This is a genomic window from Chenggangzhangella methanolivorans, assembly GCF_042648545.1.
GTDB lineage: Bacteria > Pseudomonadota > Alphaproteobacteria > Rhizobiales > Methylopilaceae > Methylopila > Methylopila methanolivorans.
This window is the reverse complement of record NZ_JBHRXS010000004.1, coordinates 511,974-527,495: the sequence shown is the minus strand read 5'-3', so window position 1 is coordinate 527,495 and position 15,522 is coordinate 511,974. Positions and strand designations below refer to the sequence as shown.

The window sequence follows — 15,522 nt, the reverse complement described above, 5'->3', positions numbered from 1 at the left end:
TTTACACGCGGACGGCCGCGATGGCTTCGATCTCGATCATCGCGGCCGGATCGTAGAGCGCCCGGACCTCGGCGATCGTGTCTGCCGGATAGGGCTCGGAAAAGAACTTTCGCCTGAGTTCGACGACCTCGGCGAACTGTCCCATGTCGGTGACGAAGATCGTCACCTTGATCACGTCCTTGAGGCTCGATCCGCCGGCCTCGAGCGCGCGTCGAAGGTTCGCGAAGGCCTGCTCGCCCTGCGCACGGAAGCCGCCCTCGACGATCTTTCCGTTGTCTCCGGCGCCGGCCTGGCCCGAGATAAAAAGCAGGTCGCCGAAGCGGATGCCCTGCGACAGCAGGTAGGGCGCGTAGTTATCGGTTTCGGTGATGACGCGTTCCAGCATGATCGTCTCCATGGGTTGAGGATTGAGCCGCCTTAGGCTGCGAGTTCCCGATCCTTGACGTCAGCAACGGGTCCAAGGATCGCAGGGTCGAAAGCGCCGAAGGCGCGCCCTTCGCGCGCCCGGTTCGGAAGGTCGGGGTTGGCGAGCGCGCCCTTGCCGAGCGAGACAAGGTCCGCGGCCTCGCCGATGACCTTCGCCGCCTGTGCGAGATCGCTCAGGCCGCCGTTCGCGATGATCGCGGCGTTCGGCGCGTAGCGTCTTGCGAGGGCAGCAAGGCTCGTGTCGCCGCCCTCGAACGCGGGGCGCCAGGCTTCGTGCTCGGTGACGTGGATGTAGTCGGCGCCCGCATCGCCAAGCGCGCCGAAGATCGCCTCGGCGTCAGCCTCGCCGCCCGCCCATTTGTGCGCGAAGTCGTTGACCTTACCCTGCGAGATCCGGACCCCGACCGGGACCGCGCCGCCGACGCGCTCCCGGACGACCCTGAAGACCGCAAGCGTCAGCTCCATCCGCCGCCGCGTGTCGCCGCCCCAGCGGTCAGTCCGCCGGTTGGTGTGATCGGTGAGGAACTGGTCGAGCAGATAGCCGTTCGCGCCGTGGATCTCGATCCCGTCGAAGCCCGCCGTTGTAACGGCCCGGGCCGCCGAGGCGGCGAAGCCTTCGACCGCGTCGGCGATCTGCTCTTCCGTGATCTCGGACGGCGCAGGGTAGCGACCCTGGCCGCGATAGAACGCCATCTGCTCGCCCATAGGCTGGATCGCAGACGGTCCGATGGTGGTCGGGCGGAAGCGGTTGCCCTGGCTCAGAGCGCCGGCATGCATGAGCTGCGCGACGAGCCGCGCCCCGTGGCGTCGGACAGCCTCGACCACGGGCGCCCAGGAGAGCGCCTGATCCTCGTCGGCGAGGCCCGGCTGATGCAGGTAGCCCTGCGCATGAGCCTGATCCGTGTAGAGCCCCTCCGTGATGACGAGGCCGAACCCGCCCTGCGCGAAGCGCTCGTAATAGCGGGCTATCCGCTCGGTCGCGAACCCGTCCGCCGTGGCGCTGACGCGCGTCATGGGGGCGACCGCGAACCGGTTGCGGAGGGTCATCTCCTTTATATCGAATTTCGTGAAGAGAGTGTCGTTGGACATTGTCCGCTCGTCCTGTCGTTCGGTTCGGCGCGCCTTTCAGAGAAGCTCGATACGCTTAAGTTCGTGCGGCAGAGATAGCCAAGGGTTGCGGCGCCCGGAAGCGCGGGTCGACGAGAATCAGTTTATCGTTCAGTGATAAGATATGGATCTTGGCGACGTCGCGTTGTTCTGCTCGATCGCATCGACCGGCAGCCTGTCGGGCGCTGGCCGTCAGGCAGGGCTGTCGCCAATGGCGGTCAGCCGGCGGCTTGCCGCGCTCGAAAAGGAACTCGGCGTCCGGCTGTTCCACCGCACCACCCGCTCGGTCGCGCTGACCGGCGACGGCGAGACGTTCCTGCCGCTTGCGCAGTCGATGCTGGAGGCGCGCGAGGCCGCGGCCTCGGCCTTCGCTGAACGGCGGGAGGCGGGCTTGAGCGGCGTCCTCAAGATCACGGCCCCGAACCTCATCGGCCGATCGATCGTGGTTCCGCTCGCCGTGTGGCTGATGGCGGAGAATCCGCTCCTCAAGGTCGACCTGACCCTGAGCGACGGCATCGTGGACATCGTCGCTGCCGGCATCGACGTCGCGATACGCGTTGCGACCCTGCAGGAATCCGGGCTGATCGCCATCAAGGTCGCGGACAATCCGCGGATACTGTGCGCTGCGCCCGGGCATGTCCGGGCCCACGGCGCGCCGCGTACGCTCGCCGAGCTCGACGACCATGTGTGCCTCACCCTTCACGCGATAGACGCATGGGTGTTCAGCCGAGCCGGAGAGCGGGTCGCGAAACGGGTCGCAGGGCGGTTGTCGGCGAGCAGCGTCGACGCGGTCCGGGCCGCCTGCCGCGCGGGAGCGGGCTTTGCGCTGCTGACCTTCTGGGACGTGGCCGAAGACTTGGCTAACGGAAGTCTCGTGGCTGTGCCGCTCGACGACGCGGAGACCGAACCGCTCGCGATATGGGCCGTACTTCCAACGCGCCGCCACGTGCCCGCTCGCGTCCGGCGCCTCATCGAGGAGATGAAGGTCCGGCTATCGAAGTCGCCGGGATGACCTCAACGAATATGGCGTACAGAATGTCGGCTTACAGGACGATCTTCGAAGTTTGTTGTTGGCGCATCTGAGCCCTACGGCCTCAAGCTGCGCCGACGATCTGCTCCTCGGGCGCGGGCTCCCAGCCGAACGTACTGCGACCACCATACTCATGCGACCGGCCGCGTTCCTCCCGAAGCACGTCGTCGATAGCGGGCCCGCTGACGACGGACTCGAGGCGTCGTGCTTCCCGATCGAGCCGCGTGAGCGCCTCCAGCCGCTCGTCATTGCCGAGCTTCGCTTTCGAGACTGTAGACTTCAAAACTCCGATGGTCTCGTCGTAGACGCGCGTAGGCACCGGGAACGGATGGCGGTCCTTGCCGCCGTGAGCGAAGGAGAACCGAGCGGGGTCGCTGAACCGACATGGCGCGCCATGGACGACCTCTGCCACCAAAGCGAGCGCCCGCACCGTTCGCGCCCCGACACCGGGCGTGGCGAGCACATCCGCAAAGTCCTCGGGGCCTCGTTCCGCCGCGGCGGCGATCGCCCCCTGGAGACGCCGTGCAATCACGTCGCTCGCACGGACCTCGTGATGCGCCGGCATAGACAGGTGCGGCAGCGTCATCTGGTCGGTGGGTATGGCCTCTTTTTCCGCGCGAGGTTCGAGCGCCAAGGCCTCGGTCGCGATTTTGTCGGGCGATGTGGTGCGAAGGAGATCGAGCTGCGCGTCCCGCGAAGCCGTGGCGCGGCGGTCCGCAAGGTTCAGGATCGAGCCGCCGGTCTCGCCGTCGATCGCCGCGTGCGAATCGTCGAGAAAGCTCGTAAGGCCCTCAGACAGCCAATGATACCGGCGCGCCTGCCGGAGATCGCCGTTCATGCCCCGCTGGATCACCGTCCAGCGACCATCGTCTGTCACAACGAAGCTGTGCAGGTAGAGATCGAAGCCGTCTTGAACGGCAGCGCTGTCGACCTTGACGATCAGCCGGCTGTTGGCTGCGAGCGCCGGAGCATCGATCCCGACCCGCGCCCCGACCGCGAGCAGCTCGCTTGGCGTCAGGCGCGACTGCTTTCCGCGGCCGCCGCAGACATGAATCCCGAGCTCGCCCGCAAGCGGCGTCAGACTCCGCTTCAGTGCGCCCACGACGCTGGTCGTCACCCCGGACGAATGCCAGTCCATTCCCATCACGGAGCCAAAGCTCTGGAACCAGAAGGCTGAGCGAGACGTTGCAGAAACTCGTCGCGACCGTAGTGGTGCACGATGGCTTCCGTGATGACCGCGCCGAGCTTGGTCATACGCTGGCCAAGCCAAGCCGGGACGTGCCCGCCATGCAAGGGAAGATCGGCGCTGCCGGCCCGTCGCGCCATCAGAACGGATCTCCACGGTCTCAAACAGCACTCTAGATCGCGACCGTCCTGGCCGCATCACGTCCGGCCGGGCGTCCACTGTGAGCGACGCCGCCTATCGCTTGTCCTTCGCCCTGCGCGTCGGCGCGTGGAAGTCGTCCGGCTTGGTCCGAACCCACGCGATGAAGGTCGCGACTTCAGGTTCAGCCCTCAACGCCTCGATGTCTGACAGACGCCGAGCAAGCTCCTTCTCTGAGAACAGCGCATGGATGACGTTGTGGCAGATCTGGTGAAGCAGGACGGTCGGCCCGAACGTGCCGCCGCGGGATTTTGGGACGAGGTGATGCTCCGACTGCCTGGCGGAGGAAGGAATCCGTCGCCCGCACAGCGCGCATCGCGGCAGCTCCTCGACGACGCGGTGCGCCTCCGCCTCGAGCGCCGCCTGGATCCGCTTCGCTCGGCTCATCGATCTGCGTAACTGGGTTGGCGGACAATTCGTCCCACGGCTCGTTCCCCTGAGTCTGATGGCGTGCCGGTCGCGGAACGCGGCAAGCCAAAGATAGCGTCTTGACTCTGACGTAGCCGAATTAGAACAGATAGCGAACATAATAGCGCGTCCGGTTCCGGAGGGAGACGAAAAGCGTGCGGCCGCAGCCCGCCATTGACTTGTTGCGCGCCCAGATTGAGCGGATCGAAGGCCGCTCGAAGCGCGCACGATCGGCGCTCCCGTTCGGGATCGCCGAGGTCGACTCGCGCCTTCCCGGAGGTGGTCTCGCTTTCGGAGCGCTGCATGAGGTCGCTGGCGGAGGCGACGGCGCGATCGATGGCGCGGCGGCCGCCCTGTTCAGCGCGGGCGTCGCCGCTCGCACCAAGGGAAAGGTCCTGTGGTGCGTCACGCGTCCCGACCTGTTCGCGCCGGCGATCGCTCAAGCCGGGCTCATCGCCGACCGGGTGATTTATGTCGAGGCCGGCGACGACAAGACCGTGCTTGCCTGCATGGAGGAAGGCCTGCGCCATGGCGGCCTCGGCGCGGTGATCGGCGAACTCGCTCGCCTTGCGATGACGGCCTCCCGCCGACTCCAGCTTGCAGCCGAAGGGACAGGCTCGATCGGCATCGCGCTTCGTCGATGGCGACGACAGGCGGAGGCGATGGATTTCGGGCAGCCGACGGCGGCGACGACCCGATGGCGGATCTCGGTGATTCCGTCAGCTCCGCTACCAGTGCCGGGCGTCGGAAGACACCGATGGCTCGTCGAACTGATCCGGGCGCGGGCGGGCGAAAGCGCTGATTTCGAACTGGAGGCGTGCGATGGCACGGGTCGTCTCGCTCTTCCTTCCGACCTGGTCCACCGACAGGTTCCGGCGCAGGGCTGGCGACGCAGCGCCGCCGGCTGAGACGCCGTTCGTCCTCGTTGGGCGCGAAGGCAACAGGCGAGCCGTCGTGGCCTTGGACGCGGCCGCGTATGCCGCAGGCCTTCGGATCGGGATGGCGGCGACCAAGGCCCAGGTCCTAGTGAAGGACCTCATCCTTTACGACGCCAACCCGGCAGAAGACGCCGAGGCGCTTGAACGGCTGGCGGTCTGGGCGCTGCGGTTTTCTCCGATCGTCGCGCCCGATCCGCCAAACGGGCTCGTCATTGAGGCGACCGGCGCTGATCATCTTCACGGCGGCGAGGCCACGATGCTGTACTGCCTGGTCGGCAGGCTCGCGATGTCGGGCGTCGCAGCTCGCGCTGCCGTCGCCGACACCTGGGGCGCGGCCCACGCGCTTGCCCGGTACGTCGCCCGAGCCTCCACCGTCGCCTCCCCGGGGCATGGCCCGACTGTCCTCGCCGACCTCCCGCTCGAATCCCTGCGGATTCAGGGTCCGACCGCGGCCGCGCTGCGGACGCTTGGATTCGACCGGGTCGGCGACCTTCTGGCGCAGCCCCGGGCGCCGCTGACTTTGCGCTTCGGCCCAGAGCTCGGCCGCCGGATCGATCAAGCCCTCGGGGACCTGGCCGAACCGATCGAACCGGTCCGACCGCCGGATCTGATTGAGGTGAGCCGCGCATTCGCCGAACCGATCGGTGCTGCTGAGACGATCGCGCGCTACATCGAGAAGCTTGTGGTCCAGCTCTGCGAGCGACTGGAGGAGCGCGGCCTCGGCGCGCGCCGGCTCGATCTCATCTGCCGCCGCGTCGACAACGACATGCAGGCGGTCCAGGTTGGCATGGCGATGCCCGTCCGTGACGTGAAGCGGCTGACGCGGCTGCTCTGCGACAAGATCGAGACCATCGCGCCAGGATTTGGCATCGAGATGATGACGCTCGCCGCGACCGTCGCCGAGCCCTTCGGACACAAGCAGGCCGTCAGCTCGCTGATCGAGGAGACCGTCGCGGACGTCTCCGACTTGGTCGACACGCTGATGAACCGGGTCGGCGAGCGGGCGATCTACCGGTTCGCACCCGTGGCGAGCGACGTGCCCGAACGCTCGGTGTGCCGCGTGCCCGCGATGTCGGCGGACACTGGCGCGGGCTGGCCGGGCCACTGGCCGCGGCCGTCGCGGCTACTGCCTCGACCCGAACCGGTCGAGACGGTCGCGCTGCTCCCCGATCATCCGCCGGTCAGCTTCACCTGGCGCGGCATCCGCCGGCGGGTGCGGCGCGCCGACGGCCCGGAGCGGGTGTTCGGCGAGTGGTGGACGCGGGACGCCGAACTGGTCGCGGTCCGGGACTACTTCCGGATCGAGGATGACGCAGGTGAGCGCTACTGGCTCTACCGGGCTGGCGACGGCGAGGATTCTTCCACTGGATCACACCGCTGGTTCGTGCACGGCGTGTTTGGATGACCGGCCACCGCTACGCTGAACTCCAGGTCACCTCGCACTTCTCGTTCCTGCGTGGCGCGTCGTCCTGTGAGGAGCTGTTCTCGCAAGCCTCGGTCTGTGGAATCGAGGCGCTCGCGGTCGTCGACCGCAATTCGCTCGCGGGGATCGTCCGCTCCCACGAGGCCGCCAAGGTCACGGGCGTGCGCGCCGTCGTGGGCTGCCGCCTGGATCTCGCCGACGGCATGTCGGTGCTGGTCTATCCGACCGACCGGGCGGCTTACTCGCGGCTCTGCCGACTGCTGTCGCTTGGCAAGCGCCGCGGCGGCAAGGCGAAGTGCCATCTCGAGTGGCTTGATCTCGTCGCTTACGGCGAAGGCCTGCTCGCCGTGCTCGTCCCCGACGTGGCCGACGAGGAGTGCGGACTGCGGCTGCGTCGCCTTCGAGACGCGTTCGGCGACCGGGCCTACATGGCGCTGACGCTGCGCCGCCGGCCCAACGACCAGCTTCGGCTTCACGAGCTCTCGAACCTTGCGACGCGAATGCGCGTAGCGACGGTCGTGACCAACGACGTCCTGTTCCACGAGCCCTCGCGAAGGATGCTGCAGGATGTCGTCACCTGCGTCCGCCACAACGTCACGATCGACGCGCTGGGCGAGCGCCGAGAACGCCATGCCGATCGGTATGTGAAGCCGCCGGAGGAAATGCATCGGCTGTTCAGGCGCTACCCGGAGGCGGTCGCGCGCTCGCTGCAGATCGTCGACCGCTGCCGCTTCAGCCTGGACGAGCTTGCCTATCAGTACCCGGAGGAGCGCGACGACCCGACGCTCACCCCGCAGGAGACCTTGGCCAAGCTGACCTGGGAGGGCGCCGCCGAGCGCTATCCGGAAGGCCTGCCCGACAGCGTCCGTGCGGCGCTCCAGCACGAGCTGACGCTGATCGAGAAGCTGAGCTACGCGCCGTATTTCCTCACCGTGAACTCGATCGTGCGCTTCGCCCGCTCAAAGGACATCCTCTGTCAGGGCCGAGGCTCGGCCGCGAACTCGGCCGTTTGCTTCGTGCTTGGCATCACCTCGATCGATCCCGGCCGCAACGACCTCCTGTTCGAGCGCTTCGTCTCCGAGGAGCGCCGCGAGCCGCCGGATATCGACGTCGACTTCGAGCACGAGCGGCGCGAGATCGTCATGCAGTGGGTGTTCGAGACCTACGGCCGCGACCACGCGGCGCTGTGCTCGACGGTCATCCGCTATCGCGCCAAGGGCGCGCTCCGCGACATCGGTAAGGCCTTGGGGCTGCCAGAAGACCTGATTGGGACGTTGTCGGGCCAGCTTTGGTCATGGTCGGAACAGGGCGTCGAGCAGCGCCATGTCGAGGAGCTGAACCTCAACCTCGCAGACCGTCGGCTGCGGCTGACGCTCGACCTCGCGCGCCAGCTCATGGGCGCGCCGCGGCATCTCAGCCAGCATCCCGGCGGTTTCGTCCTGACCCATGACCGCCTCGACGACCTCGTCCCGATCGAGCCGGCCGCGATGGTCGACCGCCAGGTGATCGAGTGGGACAAGGACGACATCGACGCCCTGAAGTTCATGAAGGTCGACGTGCTCGCGCTTGGCATGCTGACCTGCATGAAGAAGGGCCTCGACCTCTTGGCCGAGCACAAGGGCGCGAATTTCGACCTCGCGACGATCCCGGCCGAGGACCCGCGAACCTACGCGATGATCCGCAAGGCCGACACACTCGGGACCTTCCAGATCGAGAGCCGCGCGCAGATGTCGATGCTGCCGCGGCTGAAGCCTCGGACCTACTACGACCTCGTCGTTCAGGTCGCGATCGTCCGCCCCGGGCCGATCCAGGGCGACATGGTCCATCCGTATCTTCGACGGCGAGAAGGGCTCGAGCCCGTCCACTTCCCCAGACCCGAGCTCGAGAAGGTGCTCGGCAAGACGCTCGGCGTGCCGCTGTTCCAGGAGCAGGCCATGCGGGTCGCGATCGAGTGCGCAGGGTTCACGCCCGGGGAAGCGGACATGCTCCGCAAGTCGATGGCGACCTTCAAGTTCACCGGCGGCGTCTCGAAGTTCAGGGAGAAGCTTGTCGCCGGCATGGTGGCGAACGGCTACGAGCAGGAGTTCGCCGGGCGCACCTTCAAGCAGCTCGAGGGCTTCGGCTCATACGGCTTCCCGGAGAGCCACGCGGCGTCGTTCGCGCTGATCGCCTATGCCTCCGCCTGGCTGAAGTGCTGGCACCCGGACGTGTTCTGCGCCGCGCTCCTGAACAGCCAGCCGATGGGGTTCTATGCGCCGGCCCAGATCGTGCGGGACGCCAGGGACCATGGCGTTGAGATCCGCCCCGTCTGCGCCAATGCCTCGCGCTGGGACTGCACGCTCGAGGCGACGGACGATGAGACCCGCTTCGCCGTCAGGCTGGGCCTGCGGATGACCAAGGGCCTGTCGAACGCTCATGCCGCCGCGATCGTCGCGGCGCGCGGCGCTCGTCCTTTTGCCTCGATGGACGATCTCTGGCGTCGCGCGGGTGTCCCCGTGGCCGCCCTGACCCAGATCGCAGAGGCGGACGCGTTCCGGCCAGCCTTCGGGCTTGCGCGGCGAGAGGCGCTCTGGTCGATTCGGGGCCTGCGCGATGAGCCGTTACCGCTGTTCGCTGCGGCGTCGGCGCGTGAGTACGAGATTGTTCCGGAGGTGTCCGAGCCCGCCGTCGCGCTGCGGCCGATGACGGCTGGCGGCGAGGTCGTTGAGGACTACCGCCATGTCAGCCTGTCGCTCCGCACCCATCCGGTCGCGTTTCTGCGAGAAGATCTGAAGCGGCGCCGAATGGTGACCTGCCTCGAGGCCATGGAGGCGCGAGACCGGCGCTGGGTCGAGATCGCGGGCGTGGTGCTGGTCCGACAGCGCCCGGGCAGCGCCAAAGGCGTCATGTTCATCACGCTCGAGGACGAGAGCGGGGTCGCGAACCTCGTGGTCTGGCCGAACGTGTTCGAGAAGAACCGCCGCACGATCCTTTCGGCTGGCATGATCGCGGTCTATGGCCGGGTTCAGCGTGAGGGCGAGGTCGTCCATCTGGTCGCGCAGCGCCTTACGAACCTGTCGGCGGAGCTCGCGAGCGTCGGGGAACGCGATGGCGAGTTTCCGCTGCCGCACGGACGCGGCGACGAGGTGCATCACGGTTCGACGCCGGGCCCTCGTGGGTCCCCGCCGAAGGGGCTCAAGACGCGCGACATCTACATTCGCGATCTTCACCTCGACACGATCAAAGTGAAGACGCGGGACTTCCGATGAGAAGCGTTCCGGCGCGGTTTCGAATGCAGCCCGGGACCGTCATTCAAGACCCGCGCGCCGCCGCATGGCTTTCCAGTTGGACCGGATCTCTTCCAGTCGACCTGCAGGGGCGGCGCAGGGCTGCGCAGCGGCGCTGAGCGCTTGGTCGACCATCAGCTTATGGCTGGTTTCGTCACTGAGGCCCATCGCGTCCGCCATCGCGGTCGCGACTTGCGCCGCAACATCGGGCCTTTCGATGTCGCAGGCCACGGCCTGTCCCGCGACATAGCCAAGCTGCCGCAGCAGCTGAACGTCGTCCGTTGGCTCAGCAGTAACAGGTTGCGACAGCAGGAGCACGAATGTCAGCGTCGCTCTCATAGACCAGTTCCTGCTTGATCCCGCGCGATGCGACGATGATCGCGATGACGGTTTCTAGGCTAGCGCTGTGAGGCAGGCCGCGGTCCAATGCGGTCTAGCGCGCAAGGACCGGCCCTGACACCGAGATGTCCAGATGTGTAACCTCTACTCGTTGACAAAGGGTCAGACTGCGATCCGTGAGCTGACGCGCGCAATGGTCGACCGCACCGGCAACCTGCCGGCCATGACGGGAATCTTCCCGGATTATGAAGCGCCGATCGTGCGCAACGGCGCAGGCGGTCGCGAGCTCGTGCTCGCTCGGTGGGGCATGCCGTCATCTCGAAAGGCGTTGTTCGACGCCGCCTCCAAGCGCGCCGACAAGCTGCGCGCCAAGGGTAAGGACGTCGACTTCGACCAGCTGCTGAAGATGGAGCCCGACGCGGGAACGACCAACATCCGCAATGTCGTGAGCAAGCACTGGACGCGCTGGCTGTCGGTCGAGAACCGCTGCGTGGTCCCGATGACATCGTTCTCGGAATACGAGCGCGGCGTGGACGGCAAATTCTCGCCGACGTGGTTTGCGTTGGCTGAAGATCGACCGCTCTGCGTCTTCGCTGGCCTGTGGACGTCTTGGTCGTCGGTCCGTAAGGCGACCAGGGGCTGGGAGCCGGAGGTCGACGTCTATGGCTTCCTGACGACTGAGCCGAACGCGGTCGTCGCTCCGATCCATCCGAAAGCCATGCCGGTCATCCTCACAACAGCCGAGGAGATCGACATCTGGATGGAGGCGCCTTGGGATGAGGCGCGCGCGTTACAGCGCCCGCTTCCGGACGATGCGCTCACTGTCGTGGCGCGAGGCGCCAAGCGAGACGGTGATGTCGAAGGCCCCTGAGCGAAGCCCGTGGCGCGGGTTTCGTCTGCTTCATGGAAGCTGGACGTCTCCGAAGAGGCTTTCGAAGTCGACCTTCGGCAGGACGCGCCGCGCGACGAACATGCCGACGACGGACACCTCGCCGAAATAGGCATGGATCATGTCCTTGCAGACTGTGAAGCTGCAGCCGGTCGTAAGCACGTCGTCGACGAGCAATACGCGACCCACGTCCTTTGCGCAGAGGCCCTTATCAATCTCGAGGCTTGCCTTAAGCTCTTCGGTATCCCGGCGCGCTCCCGAAACGTGACGCGCTTCTCGATCGGCGGTCGAAAGCAGCATTTCACGAACGTCGCAGCGGGGGTCGATACGTTTCACGACCTGAAGCATGCGATCGTCATGATCCGGAGATGACTTCGGCCGGGAAGGCGGGATCGGCACGATCGTGATGCTGTCGAGCGCGTCGTCCTGAAGGCTTAATCGGATTGCGCGCGCAGCGCGCTCTATCGCACGCATCTTGTGCGGCCATTGAGCCGTCCCGCGTACCGAGGGCGGCTTCTTCAGATTTCGAATGAGCTGATTGGTTTCGCTATAACTGAACGACTCGTTCGACGTATAATCGCCGAAGAAATAGCAGACGTCGTCCGGTCGAAGCAGATAATGATCCGGCCGCTCGAGATCTCCAATGCGGCGGGCTCTACCCGACCAGCTCGTGTCGGATGTCATCGTAGCTCCGGACGCGCACGGCTCCCTCACGCTCGAACTTCGCGGGCCAAGTCAGATCCGCCCGCTCGAAGCAGCTGTTGAGGATGAACAGTTTCCGGCCTTGCTTCAACGCCTCGCGGGCCTGGATCAGAGTGCCTGAGGTCTCGCCGGCCTCGACGATTATCGTCGCCTCGCTGATCGCGGACATCGTCTTGTTCCGCTCCGGAAAAAAGAAGCGGTTCACCTTCGGATTCTGGGCCTCGTAGCGCTCGAGCGGCACCTGGCTGATCACAAGGTGGTTCTTTGCGATCTGGCTTTGCAGATCCCGGTTCGCCTTTGGATAAACATGCCCAAGAGGCGTCCCGATGACGGCGATGGTCGATCCGCCTGCCGCGATCGTGGCCTGATGCGCCGCGGTGTCGATGCCTTCCGCCAGCCCGGAGACGACGGTGAAGTCGTCCGCGACAAGCTTTTTGGCGAGCTGCCGGGCGCGCGCGATCCCGTCTTCGCTCGGTTTACGCGTGCCGACCACGGCGACGGAGCGCGAATGCACCAGATCCCAGTTGCCTTGAAAATAGAGCAACTCGATTGGATAGGTGGCGTCGCGGAGCTTGTTGGGATAGTCGGCCTCGCCAAAGACGCGCACGTCGAAGCGGCTTCCGATCAGCGCTCGGAGCCTATCGACGACCCGAGCCGCATAAGCCCGCGCTTCACTTTCGGGGACGAGGTCCGATGGCCTTACGCCGTCTCCACTGGAGAACCGTTCCGCCAGTGACTTGAAGCTCGCGCGATCGCCCGCCCAGAGCGCCTCATAGGCGCCGAGCTCCAAGGCTGCGTCGATCGGCGCGACGAACGGCCATTCCTGTTGCTGGCGAAGCGTGAACGAAGATTGCGTCATTTCGGGTCCTGCGACCGCGCAGCTAGCGCGGACGGGCTCAAAGGCGTCAACGAACATCAATGTCTGCCCGAATCATCAACAAACCTTACACCGGAACATATAAAGAACAAACTATAAATATATAAGAATTATCAAGGATTTAATGGGCGTTGTCGCTTTGCTGGATCGGCGTCGGACCTTTTGTGGAGGCGCCGCCCGTTGACTGAAGCGCGACGTCGCAGTGGGTCGGGTTTGCGGCGATGATGGGGCTCGCGACGCCATGCGGTTTGTGCTCGGCTTGGTCGCATGGCGTCATTTCCCGCACCGGCCGGCCGGCCCCGATCAGTCGTCCGCTATGGCGCGGGACTGAAGTGCTGGCGGAGCAGGTCGCGGTCGCTGGCTGAAAGCCGGTAGCCACTGAGATGGACTGTGCCGGTCGCCGGGACGCCCCAAAGCTCGCCCGTCTTCGCCAGAGCGACGCCCTTGCGGCCGCGGAGCGCCACGTCGCCTTTGGTGAGAAGATCGAAGTTGCCCGATCCAATGATCACGATGCGCTTTGGCCTGAGAGCATGGACGATGGCCTCCTATCGCTCGGCGGAGAACGTCTCGAGCTTGAGGCGTAGTGGCGTCGGCAGCTTCATCCATGCCTTGACGCTTGGGGCGCGGAAAAAGATGGCGTTGAGGCCTGTGCTGCGCGCCGTTCTCTCTGGGCCGAACACAGAGCGGATCTGCCTCGTCAAGGGCCAGGGCTTGACGGCGTAGTCGCTTTCCTGCGGCCAACTCTCGTGGTGTTGAACATCTTCGATCTTTTTGCCGCCGGGCTGATAGCCCAGGAACAGAAGCGGCGCGCCGATCATGGGCGGCCCGTACAATATCCGGAAGCCAAGCGCGGCGTCGGCGAGCTCATCCTTCACCGAGGCGTAGAATGAGCGCGTTTCGTCATAGATATTCTGGCAAAGCGTATCGATCATGGGCCGAAAGTGGCGTGCTCCGCGCGTTTCTGGAAGCGCTGGTCGAGTGAGCGGTCCCCAGCCTGGTTCGCCGGGAGCGTCTCCGCAGCGCGTCGCGCCGATCAAGGCAACATGATCGCCATGTTGTCTTTGAGCACGAAATGAGCGCGGCAGCCTGAGGTGAGATCCACCGATGGGTGAAGGCTGACGCGCCCGCCCGAGACTTTGACCCCCCAGCACGGCGCGATTGAAGGGGATGTGTTGACCCGTCGGATTTCGCCACAACCGCATGGACAGCGGAACGCGACCGATTTCAGACCCTTGGCGCCCTCGACGAGCGCGATCGCGTCCCGTTTTTCGACGGCGATCGTCGCGGCGGCTTGGGTGTCGACGGTCTCGACATTGCGGAACGGACGTATGTAGCGGGGCGCGGCTGGCGGCGGCGCCGGGGCGGGCCGCCAAAGCCATGACCAAAGGCGCTTGATCGTGGAGAACATGGGTCGCTCCTTTCAGCGCCGCCGCCAGACCATCGGTTGCCGATCGCCTGCGGCGAACGCGCCAAGCCCGCGCGAACACACAACGCAGCTCTCGTCCGGCTCGCCGCCAAAGCTGCGGATGACACCCTCGCGTCCGTTGTAATTCAGTCCTCGGGATCGCATGGGCAGGCCGGCCACGGCCGCCATGAGCATTGTCATCGCGGATGATGCGACAACGCCATTCAGCGCGATCACGGCCGGCTGAGGCGTATCCGGCACATTGTAAGGATCAGCCGCTCGCTCCTGGGCGCTTTCGAAATCTCTTCGAACGGCGGCGGGATCGAGAACGCCGCCGCACTGCAGGCAGGGCAGTCCCGGCGCGAGCATTTGCACGCGGCCTGCGATCGCCTGGACCTGGCCGTCGACGGCGTCGACCTGCACGCCGAGATCGATCGCCGGGACCAGATGCTGGTACGCGATCTGGTTCACGACGGCCCTACTGCCGTGACTGTCGGTGCAGCACATGACGAAGTCGGCGCGCAGCAGAAGTTTCCCGCCTTCCGCGTCGAGTACGTTGAGCGGGAAAGGCTCCACGATGGTCCGCCCCCCCGTGATGCGCCTGACCATCTCAGCCGCAACATCGACCTTGAGATCGCCGACGGATCCCGGCGACGCGCCGACCACGCGATTGCGGTTGGTGTCCTCGATCCTCTCGTCGTCGATCAGAATGAGACGTCCGATTCCAAGGTGCGCGGCCTGCTCGATGACCAGAGAGCCTGTGCCGCCGGCGCCGACGACGGCGAGCGTCAGCGCGCGCAGGGACCGTTGACCGGCCTCGCCGAGGGCGCGGACGTTGCGGTCGTCGATCGCATCGATGGTCGCCCTGTCGAGCGCAGGCCCGGAGCGCCTGACCGAGCGGCCTACTTCGACGATCTCGGGAATGACGATGGTGGCGCCGTCGCGCAAGCGCGCCCGAGCGGCGTGGCCGTGCTCGCTCAGGATCAGCGAGCCGTGCGGGCCGTGAGGCGCGCGCGAGAACAGCGCAGGCATGACAACAGCCTCGCCGGCGTCATCGACCTTCGAAAATTCAACGACCCGCGCGCCGGGATGCGTGTGCGCGAAGATGAGCCCGAGGCCTTCGTCGCGCGCCCGCTTCAGCAACGGCACGTGAAAAGCCGGGGCGAGCTCGAGCCGCACCGGAGACTGGACGATGTAGGCCTCGGGCGGCGCCACTTCGACGTCGTTGACCAGCAGCCCCTCCGCCCCCGAAGGCGCGACCGTCATGATCGCCGCCGCCTCGAGCGGGGCGTAGGCGAGCAGCGCCGCCTTGAGCGCCGCAAGCGAGC

15 protein-coding genes and 1 pseudogene are annotated in these 15,522 nt (G+C 66.2%); 5 read left to right on the top strand and 11 right to left on the bottom strand.

Features of this window, described 5'->3' with window-relative positions:
• Position 1 precedes the first annotated feature (1 nt).
• Together ACFOWB_RS07910 and ACFOWB_RS07905 are read right to left on the bottom strand one after the other, a co-directional pair.
• Positions 2-385 (bottom strand): RidA family protein, encoded by a 384-nt coding sequence (locus ACFOWB_RS07910; protein ID WP_261403852.1) that lies wholly within the window; start codon positions 383-385, stop codon positions 2-4.
• A gap of 32 nt (positions 386-417) precedes the next feature.
• Positions 418-1,515: an NADH:flavin oxidoreductase gene (locus ACFOWB_RS07905; protein ID WP_261403853.1), complete on the bottom strand. Its 1,098-nt coding sequence runs from the start codon at positions 1,513-1,515 to the stop codon at positions 418-420.
• A gap of 142 nt (positions 1,516-1,657) precedes the next feature.
• Between ACFOWB_RS07905 and ACFOWB_RS07900 the strand changes: the two genes are divergently transcribed.
• Entirely contained in the window at positions 1,658-2,545 is an 888-nt protein-coding gene (locus ACFOWB_RS07900; protein ID WP_261403854.1) for a LysR family transcriptional regulator, read from the top strand.
• Between the two features lie 82 nt (positions 2,546-2,627).
• Here the strand turns inward: ACFOWB_RS07900 and ACFOWB_RS07895 are convergent.
• Positions 2,628-3,889 (bottom strand): annotated as a pseudogene (locus ACFOWB_RS07895) (DUF763 domain-containing protein).
• A 94-nt stretch (positions 3,890-3,983) separates the two neighbouring features.
• Positions 3,984-4,334: an HNH endonuclease gene (locus ACFOWB_RS07890; RefSeq protein ID WP_261403855.1), complete on the bottom strand. Its 351-nt coding sequence runs from the start codon at positions 4,332-4,334 to the stop codon at positions 3,984-3,986.
• Between the two features lie 176 nt (positions 4,335-4,510).
• On the opposite strand from ACFOWB_RS07890, the gene ACFOWB_RS07885 reads away from it, so the two are divergent.
• From ACFOWB_RS07885 to ACFOWB_RS07875, 3 genes are read left to right on the top strand one after another with little or no spacing between them, the layout of a single operon-like run.
• The gene (locus tag ACFOWB_RS07885) at positions 4,511-5,263 is read left to right on the top strand and encodes an ImuA family protein (protein ID WP_378146631.1); all 753 of its coding nucleotides are present in this window, start codon (positions 4,511-4,513) and stop codon (positions 5,261-5,263) included.
• Positions 5,178-6,698, top strand: coding sequence for a Y-family DNA polymerase (locus ACFOWB_RS07880; protein WP_378146629.1), 1,521 nt, complete (start codon positions 5,178-5,180; stop codon positions 6,696-6,698). The genes ACFOWB_RS07885 and ACFOWB_RS07880 overlap by 86 nt, the downstream gene beginning before the upstream one ends.
• Entirely contained in the window at positions 6,695-9,964 is a 3,270-nt protein-coding gene (locus ACFOWB_RS07875) for an error-prone DNA polymerase (RefSeq protein WP_378146627.1), read from the top strand. The genes ACFOWB_RS07880 and ACFOWB_RS07875 overlap by 4 nt, the downstream gene beginning before the upstream one ends.
• 39 nt (positions 9,965-10,003) lie before the next feature.
• Here the strand turns inward: ACFOWB_RS07875 and ACFOWB_RS07870 are convergent, their stop codons facing one another.
• Positions 10,004-10,321 carry a hypothetical protein gene (locus ACFOWB_RS07870; protein WP_378146625.1) on the bottom strand — a complete coding sequence of 106 codons (318 nt, stop codon included), beginning with the start codon at positions 10,319-10,321 and terminating at the stop codon, positions 10,004-10,006.
• A 133-nt stretch (positions 10,322-10,454) separates the two neighbouring features.
• On the opposite strand from ACFOWB_RS07870, the gene ACFOWB_RS07865 reads away from it, so the two are divergent.
• Positions 10,455-11,192, top strand: a complete 738-nt coding sequence (locus ACFOWB_RS07865) for an SOS response-associated peptidase (RefSeq protein WP_378146623.1) — start codon at positions 10,455-10,457, stop codon at positions 11,190-11,192.
• Between the two features lie 30 nt (positions 11,193-11,222).
• On the opposite strand, the gene ACFOWB_RS07860 is transcribed toward ACFOWB_RS07865, so the two are convergent.
• The 6 genes from ACFOWB_RS07860 to ACFOWB_RS07835 all read right to left on the bottom strand — a co-directional run bounded on the left by ACFOWB_RS07860 (position 11,223) and on the right by ACFOWB_RS07835 (position 15,460).
• The gene (locus ACFOWB_RS07860) at positions 11,223-11,894 is read right to left on the bottom strand and encodes a hypothetical protein (RefSeq protein WP_261403857.1); all 672 of its coding nucleotides are present in this window, start codon (positions 11,892-11,894) and stop codon (positions 11,223-11,225) included.
• A complete protein-coding gene (locus tag ACFOWB_RS07855) occupies positions 11,866-12,771 on the bottom strand; it encodes a DNA-processing protein DprA (protein ID WP_261403858.1) in 906 nt (301 codons plus the stop codon). Before ACFOWB_RS07855 ends, ACFOWB_RS07860 begins: the two co-directional genes overlap by 29 nt.
• A 332-nt stretch (positions 12,772-13,103) precedes the next feature.
• Complete coding sequence (locus ACFOWB_RS07850; RefSeq protein ID WP_261403859.1) at positions 13,104-13,298, bottom strand: hypothetical protein; 195 nt, start codon at positions 13,296-13,298, stop codon at positions 13,104-13,106.
• Between the two features lie 36 nt (positions 13,299-13,334).
• Positions 13,335-13,721: a hypothetical protein gene (locus ACFOWB_RS07845; RefSeq protein WP_261403860.1), complete on the bottom strand. Its 387-nt coding sequence runs from the start codon at positions 13,719-13,721 to the stop codon at positions 13,335-13,337.
• 101 nt (positions 13,722-13,822) lie between these two features.
• The gene (locus tag ACFOWB_RS07840; protein ID WP_378146620.1) at positions 13,823-14,197 is read right to left on the bottom strand and encodes a DUF6527 family protein; all 375 of its coding nucleotides are present in this window, start codon (positions 14,195-14,197) and stop codon (positions 13,823-13,825) included.
• Between the two features lie 12 nt (positions 14,198-14,209).
• Positions 14,210-15,460, bottom strand: a complete 1,251-nt coding sequence (locus tag ACFOWB_RS07835) for a HesA/MoeB/ThiF family protein (protein ID WP_378146618.1) — start codon at positions 15,458-15,460, stop codon at positions 14,210-14,212.
• Positions 15,461-15,522 lie beyond the last annotated feature (62 nt).